This window comes from Gordonia sp. 852002-50395_SCH5434458 (genome assembly GCF_001665905.1).
In the GTDB taxonomy this organism is placed as follows: domain Bacteria; phylum Actinomycetota; class Actinomycetes; order Mycobacteriales; family Mycobacteriaceae; genus Gordonia; species Gordonia jacobaea.
The window spans coordinates 57,175-71,445 of sequence record NZ_LZTC01000067.1; the positions used below are offsets into that span (position 1 = coordinate 57,175).

Annotated in this window: 12 protein-coding genes, 1 pseudogene and 1 riboswitch; of the genes and pseudogenes, 6 read left to right on the plus strand and 7 right to left on the minus strand. The window is 65.8% G+C overall.

From position 1 onward, the window contains the following. Positions 1-39: 39 nt before the first annotated feature. Positions 40-954, minus strand: coding sequence for a hypothetical protein (locus tag A5785_RS15705; RefSeq protein WP_064867413.1), 915 nt, complete (start codon positions 952-954; stop codon positions 40-42). 142 nt (positions 955-1,096) lie between these two features. Here A5785_RS15705 and A5785_RS15710 point away from each other — a divergent pair, with 142 nt between their 5' ends. The 3 genes from A5785_RS15710 to A5785_RS15720 all read left to right on the plus strand — a co-directional run bounded on the left by A5785_RS15710 (position 1,097) and on the right by A5785_RS15720 (position 3,754). After that, positions 1,097-1,963, plus strand: coding sequence for a LysR family transcriptional regulator (locus A5785_RS15710; RefSeq protein ID WP_064867415.1), 867 nt, complete (start codon positions 1,097-1,099; stop codon positions 1,961-1,963). 181 nt (positions 1,964-2,144) lie between these two features. Continuing rightward, entirely contained in the window at positions 2,145-2,558 is a 414-nt protein-coding gene (locus A5785_RS15715; RefSeq protein WP_064867417.1) for a rhodanese-like domain-containing protein, read from the plus strand. Next, a complete protein-coding gene (locus A5785_RS15720; RefSeq protein WP_049700107.1) occupies positions 2,555-3,754 on the plus strand; it encodes an O-succinylhomoserine sulfhydrylase in 1,200 nt (399 codons plus the stop codon). The genes A5785_RS15715 and A5785_RS15720 overlap by 4 nt, the downstream gene beginning before the upstream one ends. On the opposite strand, the gene A5785_RS15725 is transcribed toward A5785_RS15720, so the two are convergent. Beyond that, positions 3,739-4,677: a GntR family transcriptional regulator gene (locus A5785_RS15725; RefSeq protein ID WP_064867419.1), complete on the minus strand. Its 939-nt coding sequence runs from the start codon at positions 4,675-4,677 to the stop codon at positions 3,739-3,741. The genes A5785_RS15720 and A5785_RS15725 overlap by 16 nt on opposite strands. 84 nt (positions 4,678-4,761) lie before the next feature. Here A5785_RS15725 and A5785_RS15730 point away from each other — a divergent pair, with 84 nt between their 5' ends. Next, on the plus strand, positions 4,762-6,057 hold the full coding sequence (locus tag A5785_RS15730) for an aspartate aminotransferase family protein (protein ID WP_049700106.1): 1,296 nt from the start codon (positions 4,762-4,764) through the stop codon (positions 6,055-6,057). A 64-nt stretch (positions 6,058-6,121) separates the two neighbouring features. On the opposite strand, the gene A5785_RS15735 is transcribed toward A5785_RS15730, so the two are convergent. After that, positions 6,122-7,222, minus strand: a complete 1,101-nt coding sequence (locus tag A5785_RS15735) for an isochorismate synthase (protein WP_064867421.1) — start codon at positions 7,220-7,222, stop codon at positions 6,122-6,124. 166 nt (positions 7,223-7,388) lie between these two features. Then, positions 7,389-7,502: riboswitch (SAM riboswitch) on the plus strand. 16 nt (positions 7,503-7,518) lie between these two features. Between A5785_RS15735 and A5785_RS15740 the strand changes: the two genes are divergently transcribed. Beyond that, a complete protein-coding gene (locus A5785_RS15740; RefSeq protein ID WP_064867423.1) occupies positions 7,519-8,847 on the plus strand; it encodes an aminotransferase class V-fold PLP-dependent enzyme in 1,329 nt (442 codons plus the stop codon). Beyond that, a complete protein-coding gene (locus A5785_RS15745) occupies positions 8,844-9,347 on the plus strand; it encodes a hypothetical protein (RefSeq protein WP_064867425.1) in 504 nt (167 codons plus the stop codon). Before A5785_RS15740 ends, A5785_RS15745 begins: the two co-directional genes overlap by 4 nt. A gap of 196 nt (positions 9,348-9,543) precedes the next feature. Here A5785_RS15745 and A5785_RS15750 read toward each other — a convergent pair whose 3' ends face one another. The 4 genes and pseudogenes from A5785_RS15750 to A5785_RS23530 all read right to left on the minus strand — a co-directional run. Next, positions 9,544-10,731 (minus strand): phosphatase PAP2 family protein, encoded by a 1,188-nt coding sequence (locus A5785_RS15750; RefSeq protein WP_082937786.1) that lies wholly within the window; start codon positions 10,729-10,731, stop codon positions 9,544-9,546. A gap of 11 nt (positions 10,732-10,742) precedes the next feature. Continuing rightward, complete coding sequence (locus tag A5785_RS15755) at positions 10,743-12,032, minus strand: hypothetical protein (RefSeq protein ID WP_064867427.1); 1,290 nt, start codon at positions 12,030-12,032, stop codon at positions 10,743-10,745. Positions 12,033-12,101: 69 nt separating this feature from the next. Beyond that, positions 12,102-13,811: an alkaline phosphatase D family protein gene (locus tag A5785_RS15760; RefSeq protein ID WP_231894031.1), complete on the minus strand. Its 1,710-nt coding sequence runs from the start codon at positions 13,809-13,811 to the stop codon at positions 12,102-12,104. A 254-nt stretch (positions 13,812-14,065) separates the two neighbouring features. Continuing rightward, a pseudogene (locus A5785_RS23530) lies at positions 14,066-14,271 on the minus strand (acid phosphatase); the annotation flags it as partial.

Consider the following 14,271-nt stretch of genomic DNA (forward strand, 5'->3'; position numbering starts at 1 on the left):
TGTGGTGGTGGATGTTCGGTGTCCCCAGGGCCCGGCGTCTCAGAGGCCGGCGATGCCCGTGAACGACGAGTCGGGCAGATGGATGATGTCGCGTACGGTGTGGTCGCCACCGATCTCGACAGACCGGATCGAGCCGCCGAGGTCGCTGACGTAGACCAATCCGGCGTCGGAGTCGACGGCCAGGCCGATCGCCTCGTCGAAGCCGCGCGCGAGGATCTCCGGGGTGGCGCCTGCGTGACCCTTGTCGGGTATCGCCGCCCGGTTGAGCGTGTTGCCCGACGGCGCTGCTCCGCGATCGGTCCAGAAGACTGTGTTCGTGTCGAGGTCCAGGTGGAGGTCGATCGGCTCCGGTAGGTCATGCCACAGCACTTCGATATCTGTTCGGGTGGAAGCGGTTTCGCCCTCCGGGAGGTCGAGGCCCGCGCGCAAGATCTTTCCGCGTCCGCCCTTGCTCGGGCCCTTCTGCGTCCAGTACAGGAACCCGCCGACAGGGTCACTCGCGACACCGACGCATTCCTGTGTCCAAGTGTCGTCGCGGGTGTTGTGGACCAGCGGGGTGAGGCCGGTGCCGTCGGTGGCCACGCGATAGACCGTCGTGCCCTCGCGGTCGCAGAAGTAGAGCAGACCCGCGTGGAAGTCGGCGGTGAGCTGCTTGCCGGTGGTGATGGCGCCGTCGGGAACCAGTTGGGTCTGTCCGGAACCGTCAAGGGCGCAGGTGCGCAACGAGCCGTTCGGAGCGCTGAAATCCCAGGCCTCGTCTGACGAGGTGTCGGCTGTCGCCGCGGCGCGGGTGGGCTTGCCCATCGTCGTCCAGTAGATGCGGTCGGGCGTGGTGACGATCCCGTCCGGCATGTAGCCCGTCTCATCGGTCACGGTCTCGACGGTGCCGTCACCGGGATCGACCCGCAGGATGGAGTGGTTGCGGCCATCCAGAACGTACAGATGCTCGATCATGGTGCCTCCCGGTGTGCTCGCGAACAGAGCTCATTTACCTCCACGCTAGGAGCGTCGTGAACGGAAGGGAACGATCGGTTCGGACGCTCCTGTGTTGCCCAAACGGAAATACCGAGTTCGATGTGGAGCGTTGGATATTTCTATGGATGTCATGCACCTGCGGTACTTCCTCGCTGTGGCACGTGAGCTGAACTTCACCAGGGCTGCGGAATCACTTCACATGTCCGCGCCTCCGCTGAGTAAACGGATCAAGGCGCTGGAGTCCGAGCTCGGCGTCCGCCTCTTCGACAGGTCGACACACCACACCGCACTCACCGATGCGGGTCGTGCATTGATTCCGCTCGCAGAACGGGTCGTCGCAGATCTCGACGCACTACCGTCCGCGGTGCGCGCGACCCAGCACACGGACCTACGGGTTGCCGTTCCGGACGAGCTCACACACGCACAGCGTCGACGCATCTCGGCGGTTGCCGACCAGGTCGACGAAACGCATCGGGTGATCTTCTCCCAGATGCCGTCGCTGGAGATGCCGGAGCAGCTCCTCGGCGGCGAGATCGATCTCGCGATTTCGCATCTTCCCGAACACCATCCTGACCTTGTGGGCACGTTGCTCACGTCGTCGAGAGTCGTGGCCGTCGTCGACGCGTCGCGATTCGCGGGGGCGGCCGCAATCACGACCGCTGACCTGCGGGGCATGACGTTGGTGTCCGGCCCGAGGCACTGGGACCTGCGGTACGGGCCGTACACGCGGCTTCTGCGCGACCTCGGTGTGCTCGTCGACGCCTCGCACCGCTACTCCACCATCTCAGGAATGGCATTGATGCTCCGCGGGGGCGACCGATTCACCCTGGTTCCGGAGGAGACGGAGTCGATGCGCGCCATCGATCGCAGTGAGTTCACGCTTCTTCCCATCTCCGATCTCGCAATGCCCATGGACACGTGGGCGATCAGGCGCGCCGACAGCGACGATCTCGACGCCGTCGTCGCAGCACTTGCGGTGGACGCGTGAGTGTCGGGGTCCGGTGGGACTGCCGGGGTGGTGGGCTGGGGTCATGGCGAGCCGGGGTCATGGTGGGCTCGGGTCGAAATCACGCCACGACCGGCGCGCGAGTACATTGCTAGGCGACGAAACTCCCGGCCAGCAGTGCGTTCGGGATAGGCGACAACAGAGAGCGGAAGGTGTGCAGGGCATGACCTATGCAGGCGATCTGACTCCCCAGCAGGCCTGGGAGATGCTGGAGACCGACCCCAACACGGTTCTGGTCGACTGTCGCACCACGGCGGAATGGGCATTCGTCGGCGTCCCGGATCTGGAAGTCATCGAGAAGAACGCCGTCTTCGTCGAGTGGAACACCTTTCCCGACGGGTCGCCCAACCAGGCATTCATCGCGGAACTGCGCGATGCGGGTATTCGTGACGACAACGAAGTGATCTTCTTGTGCCGCTCCGGACATCGTTCGATCGGAGCTGCCGAGGCGGCGACCGCGGCCGGAATCGCCAAGGCGTACAACGTTCTCGACGGATTCGAGGGCGCACTCGACGAGAACGACCACCGCGGCGCCGTCGGGTGGCGTGCCTCCAATCTTCCGTGGAGGCAGTCGTGAGTCACGAACTGCCAGAAGGCGTTTCCTTCGACACCCTCGCCGTGCGCGGCGGCCTGGCTCGCTCCGGCTTCTTCGAGACCTCCGAGGCGCTCTACCTCACCAGCGGTTACGTGTACGACTCCGCAGAAGCGGCCGAGCGCGCATTCACCGGTGAGGACGAGCGATTCGTCTACTCCCGCTACGGAAATCCGACGACCGCCATGTTCGAGGAGCGCCTACGCCTGCTCGACGGTGCCGAGGCATGCTTCGCGACGGCGAGCGGCATGGCCGCGGTGTTCGTGGCGCTCGGCGCACTACTGAAGGCCGGCGATCGGCTCGTCGCGGCGCGCAGCCTGTTCGGTTCGTGCTTCGTGGTGTGCAACGAGATCCTGCCACGCTGGGGCGTCGAAACGGTTTTCGTCGACGGTGAGGACCTCGACCAATGGGAGCAGGCGCTGTCGACGCCGACCGACGCCGTGTTCTTCGAGACGCCGTCGAATCCGATGCAGACTCTCGTCGACGTCGCGAAGGTTTCTGAGCTTGCTCACGCTGCGGGCGCAAAGGTGGTGTTGGACAACGTCTTCGCCACACCACTACTGCAACGCGGATTCGACCTCGGCGCCGACGTGATCGTCTACTCGGGTACCAAGCACATCGACGGCCAGGGCCGTGTGATGGGCGGCGCGGTGTTGGGCACCAAGGAGTACATCGACGGTCCGGTGCAGACTTTGATGCGTCATACCGGTCCCGCCTTGAGTCCGTTCAATGCGTGGACGCTGCTCAAAGGGCTCGAGACCATGCGCCTGCGCGTCGACGCGTCGGTGGCGTCGGCGTTGCGGATCGCCGAATTCCTCGAGGCCGACCCACGCGTGCGGTGGACCAAGTACCCGTTCATCACATCGCATCCGCAGTACGACCTCGCGACCAAGCAGATGTCGGGCGGCGGCACCGTCGTGACGTTCGAACTCAATGACCATGACGGCGTCGACGGCAAGAAGCGGGCGTTCGAGGTGCTCAACGCGTTGCAGGTCATCGACATCTCGAACAACCTCGGCGACTCCAAGTCGCTCATCACCCACCCCGCCACGACGACGCACCGCGCGATGGGTCCGGATGGTCGGGCGGCGATCGGGCTCAGCGACTCGGTGGTGCGACTATCGGTCGGACTCGAGGGTGTCGACGACCTGCTCGGCGATCTGGATCAGGCGCTCGGCTGACTCGTCGCCCGTAGGTCGCGCAGCACTTCTCGAACCATGCGCACCGATGCGTCGTCGAGGACGTTGCCGAACTCGATGACGCGTACCCGCTGCGAGAGCCGGTCGGCGAGTTCTGCTGTCTCGCTGGGGATCACGACGACGTCGAGTCCTGCGAGCTCGTCGTCGGAGGTCCCGTCGAGCATCGTGACGTCTGTGATGCCCGCGGCTGAGAGCGAATCCCGCACGCTCGCAGCCTGATCGGCGGTGTTGTACCAGAGCCCGACCTTCTGCTCGGGCGGGACGTCGGCGATCTGCATGAGCGTGCGGACGTGCGGCGCGACGACGATGGCCACCACCTCGGCGCGATCACTCATCAACCCGCGGACCTGCGCGAGGTGGAAGAACGTGGTGAGTACCAGGTCTGCAGGGACGGCGTCTGGGTCGAAGTGGTCGAGTACGAGCGGAGTGACCCGAATGCCGAGCTTCTCGGTGAGTTCGTCTGCGAAGTAGTCGGCGCGGTCGTCGTTGCACTCGACGAAGTACACCCGAGGTGAATCAGCGTTTATGACAGCGAGATTCAGTGCGAGGTCGCCGATCTCGGTGGGGGATAGCCCGAGCTGTAGGCACTCGTCGACCGCGCGCCGCAGTGTCTCGCGGGCGGTATCGCGTGCTTCGGACCGCGGCTGCGTCGACGTCGCGGTGAGCACGACCATCCCGCCGCGGCCCCGCGATTCAACAAGCCCGGCCGCACGTAGGTCGCCATAGGCTCTGGCGACGGTGTTCCGGTTGATGCCGAGATTGTCGGCGAGCATACGGGAACCGGGTAGGCGGTCGCCGGCGCCGAGTTGTCCCATCTCGATCATGAAGGTCAACTGGGTGACGATCTGCCGGTAAATGGGCATGTCAGAGTGCTCGCTGACGCTGATCGGCGGCTGAGGTCCCATCGGGGTCGTGTGCTCCTGAAAGATGAATGTCCTAACCGACTATGCCATAGTTGGATGATCCGCACGACCGATCTGAGGACGACCATGACAGACGACGCCTTCTGGGATGCCGCCCAGCGACACCTGATCCGCTACATCCCCGCGTTCACTCCGCGCATCATCGAACGCGCTTCGGGGTCGTACGTCTACGACTCCGACGGCAACGCGATCCTCGACTTCACGTCGGGTCAGATGAGCGCCGTGCTGGGCCATTCGCATCCCGCGATCGTCGAAGCGGTATCGAATTCGGTTGCCACGCTTGACCATTTGTTCAGCGGCATGCTCAGCAGGCCCGTCGTCGACTTTGCTTCGCGGCTGTCGACGACGCTGCCCGACAACCTCACGCGCACAGTGCTGTTGACCACGGGAGCCGAATCGAATGAGGCGGCGATCAAGATGGCCAAACTCGCCACCGGCCGGTACGAGATCGTCTCGTTCGACCGGTCGTGGCACGGAATGACCTCTGGCGCAGCGGCTGCCACGTTCTCGGCGGGTCGACGCGGCTACGGCCCGACGCTGCCGGGCAACTTCACGCTTCCCACCCCGAACGCCTACCGCTCGCCGTTCCGCAACGCCGACGGGTCCTACGACTGGGAAGCCGAACTGGAGTATGGGTTCGCGGCCGTCGACACGCAGTCGAACGGCTCGCTCGCCGCGTGCATCGTCGAACCGATCTTGTCGTCGGGTGGCATCATCGAGCTGCCCGAGGGCTACCTCGCGCGGCTGCGGCAGATGTGCGACGACCGGGGCATGCTGCTGATCCTCGACGAGGCGCAGACCGGACTCGGCCGTACCGGTACCATGTATGCGTTCGAGCGCGACGGAGTTGCCCCGGACATCCTCACACTCTCGAAGACTCTCGGCGCGGGCCTACCCGTGGCAGCCGTCGTGACGAGTGCGGAGATCGAAGACCGTTGTGCCGAGCGAGGATTCCTCTTCTACACGACCCATGCGTCGGATCCGCTCGCCGCGACCGTCGCCCTCACGGTGCTCGACGTGATCGAACGGGAGGGGCTCGTCGAGCGTGCCGCCAAGCTCGGAGATGTTCTGCGCGAGAGGCTGATCGGGCTGCGCGACGACGTCGAGGTTGTCGGCGACGTCCGGGGCCGCGGGCTGCTGCAGGGCGTCGAACTCGTGACCGACAAGGCGTCGCGCACTCCCGCAGATGCGTTGGGTGCCAAGGTGACTGCAGCCTGCCTCGAGCGCGGACTGCACATGAACATCGTCCAGCTACCCGGCATGGGCGGCATCTTCCGCATCGCCCCGCCGCTGACGATCAGCGACGACGAACTGCACCAGGGCCTCGACATCCTGACCGACTCCCTCGCCGCGTCGCTCTGAGTGCGGGTGGTTCGGCGCGGGGGTGTGGGCTCCACGACGCGGGCACGCACCCACTACCCCGACGTCAACCGAGCTCGACGACGCCGAGCGCGCGCAGGACGGTCGCGAGCTTCGCCGACGTCTCGTCGAGCTCTGCCTGCGGCTCCGACCCGGCGACGATGCCGCCGCCTGCCCAGGTGTGGACGTGACGACGATCGTCGGACAGTTCGAGCGAACGGATCGTCACCATCCACTCGCCGTCGCCCGCGGAGCCCGACCATCCGACGGCGCCCGCGTAGAATCCACGACGCTCCTCGTGATTCGAGATGAACTGTGCTGCAACATCTCCCGGTGTTCCGCACACCGCAGGGTTCGGGCTCAGCAGCAGTGCGAGGTCGAGTGCGGTGATCGTCGGATCGCTCAGCACGCCGCGAATCGCTGTCGCGAGGTGCCACATCTCGCCGGTTGAGACCAGCGAAGGCTGATCGGGCACGTCGAGTTCGCGACAGATCGGCTCGAGCGCGTCGCGGAGATGGTCGACGACGAACGCGTGCTCGGCCCGGTCCTTCGTCGAGGCGAGCAGTACCCGGCCGGCAGCATGGTCGACGTCGGGGTCTGCTGAGCGCGCCGCCGATCCCGCGTAGGGGCGGCACGTAACCTCGAGACCTTGCTTGCGCAGCAACACTTCTGGGCTAGCTCCGATGAGCCATCGAGCGCGCGGGTCGGTGTGCTCGTCGACGCTGAGGTCGACGAGAAACGCAGAGTGCTCGGCGTTTCCGTACGCCAGGGCTTCGAGAAGTCGGTCCGGGTCGACGGGAGGTTCGACATCGAATTCGACGGCGCGCGCGAGCACGACCTTCGACAACGCCCCCGCGTCGATCTCGTCGATGGCACGTGCGACCCGGTCCCGATGCGTCGCGGCGTCGGGAATCAATGTGACGCGCTCGGCGTGAGCAGGCTCCGGCGCTTGCCCCACGATCGCCGAACCGCTGTGCGTGATGGTTTCGGGAACCAGCAGCGCGGCGTCGTCGGCGGCTGTGAACCCGATCGCCCCGGTGACGGCGCCGATGCGCCCGGAACGCAACGCCTCGGCAGCCTCGGTGGCGTCGGTGAATCCCGCGGAAGCGCCACGCGCTCGAACGGTGCCGTGCGGCCTGGACAGGACGAAGACCTCCGAAGCTGGCATGGATTCACGCTACCGGTTGCGTGGAAGCGCAACCGCGCACAGACCGGCGCGGCCGGCGCGCAGAATCGGGCTCGATAACACGCTCGGCGATCGCACCCTCGGCCGCCTTTCGTGCACGCTGAGTGAAAGTTGACAGCTCAGCGTCGCGTCGGTGATCCTTGGAACAGGTCATGAGTGCCAGCGACAAGCCCCGGCTAGCTGGTCGGCAACCCTCCTCCGCGGTGGGGTGCTCCGGGTGACGACCTGGCCGTGCCCAGGGTGGGTACGGCAAGCGTGGATTCCAAGGAGACTATTCGATGACTGCTGTCGTCACCCGTTCGCACACCGAGTTCTCGCAGGCCAAGGCTGTTTCGCCTGCGCAGACCCCAACTATCGCCCCACTCGCCGACGTCGTCGGCGCCGCCGAATGCGCGCCGCTTTCCGACGGTACGACGGTGCGCTACGCCAACTTCGACTACGCGGCCAGCGCCCCCGCACTCAGCGCGGTGGCTGATGCCGTCGCCGACTCGCTGAGCACCTACGCCAGCGTGCACCGCGGCGCGGGACATCTGTCGCAGGTCACGACGCGTCGCTACGAGGAGTGCCGCGAGACCGTTCGACGCTTTGTCCGTGGTCGCGCCGACGACGCCGTCGTGTTCACTCGCAACACCACCGACGCGATCAACCTCGCGGCGCATGTGACGCCTGGCGACGTTGTCGTTCTCGACATCGAGCACCACGCGAACCTGCTTCCATGGGTCGAACGCAAAGACAAGTGGACACGCATCGTCGAAGTTGCGTCGACCATCGATGAGACTCTCGCCGCCGTCGAGCGCGAACTCGCAGCCAAGCCCGCCGCGCTACTTGCGGTGACCGCGGCGTCGAACGTGACCGGCGAGGTCCTCCCGATCTCGCGACTCGCATCGATTGCGCACCGGCACGGCGCCCGAATCCTCGTCGACGCCGCACAACTCGTCGCGCATCGCCCGGTGTCGATCGTCAGCCACGGCATCGACTACCTCGTCTTCTCGGGCCATAAGCTCTACGCGCCGTTCGGCGCGGGTGTGCTGATCGGACGCACCGACTGGCTCGACGCCGCGCAGCCGTATCTGGCGGGCGGCGGTGCAACGGCAGACGTCGACGTCGAGGCCGGTTGCGCGTCGGTGTCGTGGCACACGGGTGCAGCGCGTCACGAAGCGGGATCTCCTAATGTGTTGGGCGCCATCGCGATTGCTGCCGCATGCGACGCGATCACCGATCTCGGACACGAGTGGATCGGCGCGCACGAGGCGTACCTGTGCGCACAACTCGACGCCGGACTCGCCGAGATCGACGGAGTCACCCCCCTTCGTGTCTTCGACGACGGCCTCGAGCGCGTCGGCATCGCAGGCTTCACCGTCGACGGCCATAGCCCGCGCGAGGTGGCGGAGTACCTGAGTTCGGAACACGGCATCGGTGTGCGCGACGGAAAGTTCTGCGCTCACCCGCTTCTCGACCGACTCGGTTATCCCGACGGCGCCGTACGCGCGAGCTTCGGACTCGGCAGCTCGTCCGACGACGTCGACCGCCTGCTCCACGCGCTGCGCTGCCTGAGCGATCGCAGCGCCGACGCCCCCGACATCCACCACCGAAAGGCACACTCGTGACGATCCAATCGAGTTCTCCGACAGACGTTCTCGCCGACCAGCTCCTTGCTGCCGACACCGGCGTCATCACCATCGGCCGCCCGGCGCTGCGGGTTGCGATCGTCGGCGACGCCGGTGCCGCCGAACTGCCGATCGTCGTGCGACGTTCGACGCTGCGCGACGCCCAGCGCACTCGCTCGCTACTGCGGGCCGGCACCCGTGACACCGCGAACTTCTCGGTAGCACTGGCTGTCGAGGTTGCGATCGCACCGCATCCGGGGTCGGCGCGCGCGTCTGTCGCCTCGGTGTCGGCTGCCGGCTCGGCGGTGACGTCCGTGGGGGATCGCGCAGAGACCGTGCGCTACGTCGGCACCCCGCACGGCCTGGCCACACTGATCCGAGACATCTACGCGGCAGAGGTCGCCGACGCCGTGCTCATCGTGCCGATCGACGGCTCGGCCACCGAGCACCGCGTGCGCGCAGAGGTGCTGCCGCAGTTCGAGTCTCGCCGGGCTGCGTGATCTCGACAAGCTCGATCAGCGGGTAACAAGCTGATCAGCGGGTGGTGATCTCGACAAGCTCGATCAGCGGGTGGGGCTCGATCAGCGGATTGGCTCGGTCGGCGGGCGGTGATCTCGACAAGCTCGATCAGCGGAGTGGGCTCGATCAGCGGGTAGCAAGCTCGATCAGCGGGGTGGCTCGGCGGGTGGGGTTCGATCAGCGGGCGGCGTAGGCGCGGGCGAGGTTGAGGCGCTGCCACGACTGTGCGCCGGGGCGTTGGTCGTCGAGTGGGTATCCGGCGGGATACGCGGTGCGTCGCAGTAGGTCGGCTGCTTGTGCGCGGGTGAGGCGAGGATGTGCGCGCAGCACGAGGTCGACGGCTGCGGGCGGTACGACGAACGCTGCACTCGGCGAGCCGATGCGCGAGAGTGCGTAGGACATGCGCTTGTTGTAGTCGGCCAGTGCGTCGGGTGTGCTGCGATAGGGTGTGTCGCGCGCGATGCACGTCGATAGTGCTGCGCGGCAACGCCATTCGAGTTCTGCGCGGAGTTCCTGTCCGGCGGCCACGATCAGTGGGCGGAAGCGTGGGTCGGCGTATCTGTCGGCGACGGCGGCGTCGGCGACCATGCGTCCGGCGATCACGTCGAGCGGGTAGTGCACGCCGAGGACGACGCGGTTGTAGCCGGCCTCGCTGCCGCGCGCGAGGAACTGTGGTGCGAGTTCGGGAATCATCAATGCGAGCAGCCCGGTGCGGATCATTGCCGAGGCGGTGTGCCCGGACGGGTACGACGAGCCGCTGGACTGCACGTCGCTCTTGGACCTGCCGGGCCGGTTGTACACCGTGATGCGGTCGGGTTCGGCCACATACGGACGGTCGTTGTCAGACAGGGCCTTCTCGACCGCCGTGGACGCAGCGATGCCTTGGCCCCGGGCGAATAGTGTGTCGAGCAGAGCCGAGACCTTGGGCAGTCGTTTGTCAGCAAGGGCCTGACGGAAATCTCTACCGAGGTTGGTGCCGAACGCATCCGACATTGTGTAGAGCTGCGTCTGCGACAAGCTGTCAATCGCGTAGCCGTCGTCGAGTGCCCGCTTCTGACGTGCCGGATCGTTCTTCGCCGACTGATTGATCGCCGCGGCCCTGTCCGAGTTCTCGGCGATCGTGTCGGGGTGGTTATTGCGAATGTCGGTGAAGCTCGAGATCACTGGCCAATAGATGACGTCAGAGCCGTGGACGTCGGACTGGTACACCGTCGCGATCGCACCCGCGGGGAACGGCGTCGGGTTGGGTCGAGGCGGCGCCGCGACGGCCGTGGGTACCTGTGCGCCGAGGAGTGCGCAGGCGGTCAGAGCGGTGGCCGCGACGACGCGCCTGAGCGATCTGACGGGAATGTGGATCGATGACATCGAGTGTTTCCTTACTTGCCCAGGTAGACGGTCTTGTCGGCGCCCGGGTAGGGCTTACCTTCATCGGTGGTGCGGCACAACGCTTTTGTAGCACCCTGTGCGCTCGCAAGCGCCCATTCGGGTGTTGCTTTGAAAGTTCGGAGATCGTTGACGGCACGGCCCCCGTTGAACACGGCGTTGACCGAGACATCCGACAATGGGATGTAGTGGCTGAGTTCGCCGCCGGCACTGAGGTTCTGCAGCACTCCGGCAGCATAGGTCAGGCCAGGGCCGCCGATGATCGGCAGACCCGCCACCTTTTCGAATACGCCGATCAGCTCGTCCTTGTCCTTCGGGACGAATGCGTTGCTGAGGTACACCTTGTGTAGGTTGGCTCGGACGCTCTTGACGCTCGCCGCAAACGACGCCTGTTGCGATTTCGGCAGCGTCGATCCATGCGTCGCGCCGACGTAGACGATGGCCTCGTCCAGGCTCAAGCCTGCCAGCGGGCGACAGTCGTCACTCGACGGACTCAACGACTTCGCGAAGGTGGTCAGCTCAGGGCTGACGTTCACGGCGAAGGCGTTCTTGACCCTTTCCCGTTGAACCGGTTTGGTGCCGTCCCCGGCCGCCAGACACGTGCTGTCTGCCTTGTCTCCGAGGGCGTTTCCGCCCTTCTCGGCCACGGTCCCCGGCAGCTCGACGACCGTTTTCACGATCTTTCCCGCGATGGAGCCGATGATGCTGCTGACGATCGGCACACCGACGGCACCCGAGACGGCCTTCGATGCGACCTCGTCGAGGATGGTCGCGATGTTGTCGAGGACGATCGCGTCGTTTGCCTCGATCCCTACGAGAACGGTCTCGATCGCGTCGTTGAGCGTGATCGAGGAGAGTCGGTAACCGTCACGGTAGGTGCCGTTCTTGATCGACAACACCTGCTGGACCAACGCATTGGCGCCGTGGGTGGCCTGCACGCCTTGACCGGGACTCACTTCCGACCCGCGCTGAGTGACCACGAGCGTGCTGACGGTGCTGTTGTGTAGTTGCGTGGAGAAGCGGCCGGCGGCGCTGTCGATCGTCGTTGCGGCTCCGGGCGCTCGGGCGTCGAGCGACTTGGCAACGATCGGCACGAGTTCACCGAGCGTCAGTGTGCTACCCGACCTGCATTCGGTGGGGAACGGCGCAGACGGTTGGCCGAGGGGTGCGGCATGCGCGGACGTCGCGCCGACGGTTACCGTCGCGGCCACGGCAACCGCCGTCAGCCCCGCAGCGAGGGCCAGTGTGCGCCGTGGAGTCACGGCGGAGTGCTCGGAATGCATGAGAGTCCAATCGTTGCGGGAGGTCGGCCGTCGTGAGTGTCGGTCGGGTTGTCAGAGATGGCGAATAGTTCAGGCGCGCCGTAGTTTTGGCTGTCCGACGCGCGTGTACCAACTGAAGGCGGGGTACACCGACGACGCCGGGTTCATCACGTCCTTCACGTAGAACCAGTTCATCTGCGCGCGTGACCTGTCGATCTCCATGACTCCGAAACCGTGTGTGGTGAGCTCGACGTCCTTGATCCAGGGGTTCGCGGTCTTGATGGTCTCCTGGGCGACGTCCATGGTCGTCGTGACGGGCGCCGCGAGTGCCCTGTTGATGGCGATGGTGTCGTAGCCGCTGGCCGCGGTGATGCTCGGCGGGGTGAATTCGCACGCGACCACGCGCCCGCTCGCATCCTTGCCGTAGTGGGGCACGTTGAGGGGAATCTCGCTGGCCCACGAGCTGTGGATGTCGCCGGTGACGAGCACGACACTCTTCTTGCCCGCCATGTCGATCGCCTGCAGCAGCGCACGACGTTCGGCTTGATATCCGTCCCACTGGTCGTTGTTGATCGTGATCCCGTCGGCGGGCAGGCCGATCTGCTTGTGCAGCCAGTCAGCGACGCGCGGGTCGGTGGTCTCGGGAATCACCAGCGGAGCCATCATCACCTCGTTGCCGATCACCTGCCAGCGCGCTGACGACGTCGTGATCGAGGTCTCGAGCCACTTGTATTGCGTCTTACCGGTGATGCTCTGGTTGGGATCGTCGACCTTGAGGTAGGACTGCTTGTCGCGGTAGGAGCGTAGATCGGGGATGATCAGCTCGGCGAGCTGACCGAAGCGGAACCGGCGGTAGAGGTGTTCGCCGTTGTCGATTGAATTGGGGCGCACCGGCATCCACTCGAAGTACGCCTTGTCCGACGCGCGTTTGCGAGCGCTCCAGCTGCCCTGGGTGAGAGTCTTGTGGTTCTCGGCGCCGTCTCGGTAGGAGTTGTTGGCGGATTCGTGGTCATCCCACATGCAGATGAAAGGGTGAGCGGCGTGCGCGCGGGCAAGATCGGGATCCTGGTGGTACTTGCCCTGCCGGATCCGGTAGTCGTCGGCGGTGACGGTCGCGTGGACCGGCGCGGTGGTGCGGACGGTCTCGTTGTAAGCGCCGGGATATCCGCCGGTCTCGTATTCGTAGGTGTAGTCGCCGAGGTGAAGCACGAAGTCGAGGTCATCCCGCTGAGCCATGCCGCGGTAGGAGATGAAATGGCCCGCTTCGTAATTCGCGCACGAACAGACCGCGAACCGAAGCTTGTCGATATCGGCCGACAGCGCTGGTGCGGTCTTGGTGCGACCGGTCGGTGAAACAGCGCCTGCCAGTGGGCCGTCGGCCACGACGAAACGATAGAAGTACCGCGTCGACGGCGACAGGCCGGCGGCGTCGACCTTGACGGTGTGGTCGCGATCGACAGAGGTGGTGAAGATGCCCGACGCCACGATGCGCGCGAAGCCGGGGTCGTGGGACACCTGCCACCGGACGTTCGTCGGTTCGCCGAATCCCGACCCGGGTGTTGCCCGCGGCTCGGGAGTGACCCGGGTCCACAGGATGACGCGGTCAGACAGCGGATCTCCGGATGCCACCGAGTGCAGGAAAGCCTGACGGCGCGGCGCGGCAACCGCTTCGGATACACCGGATGCGAGCGCGGCCGCTGTGCCGGCTGCGGCGGCAGCGGTCTGCATGAGCCGCCGACGCGACATCGATGGAACAGCAGAGATCTTCGAATCGGGCAGGCTGTGAAGTTCGCGGGTCACGAGAAGTTAGCGAAGCGGTCTTTGTTGTCCAATAGGCGAACAGCAGGCAAAGAAGACCTCATGAGACGCGTATGTGAATCCCCACTCAGTTTGTGCTGCAGCGAGTTGCCGGACGGGCGCGCGACTATGTGCTTGCGACCACACGACCACGTGGCCGTGCCGATGAGCACCGCGTGGGCGCAGAGGTGTTGCCGCAGTTCAAGTCTCGGCGGGGCGGGTGATCTCGACAAGCTCGATCAGCGGGTTGGGCTCGATCAGCGGGCGGCGTAGGCGCGGGCGAGGTTGAGGCGCTGCCACGACTGTGCGCCGGGGCGTTGGTCGTCGAGCGGGTATCCGGCCGGGTAGGCGGTGCGGCGTAGTAGGTCGGTGGCTTGTGCGCGGGTGAGTTGGGGATGTGCGCGCAGCACGAGGTCGACGGCTGTGGGCGGTACGACAAACGGTGCGCTGGCCGAGCCGATGC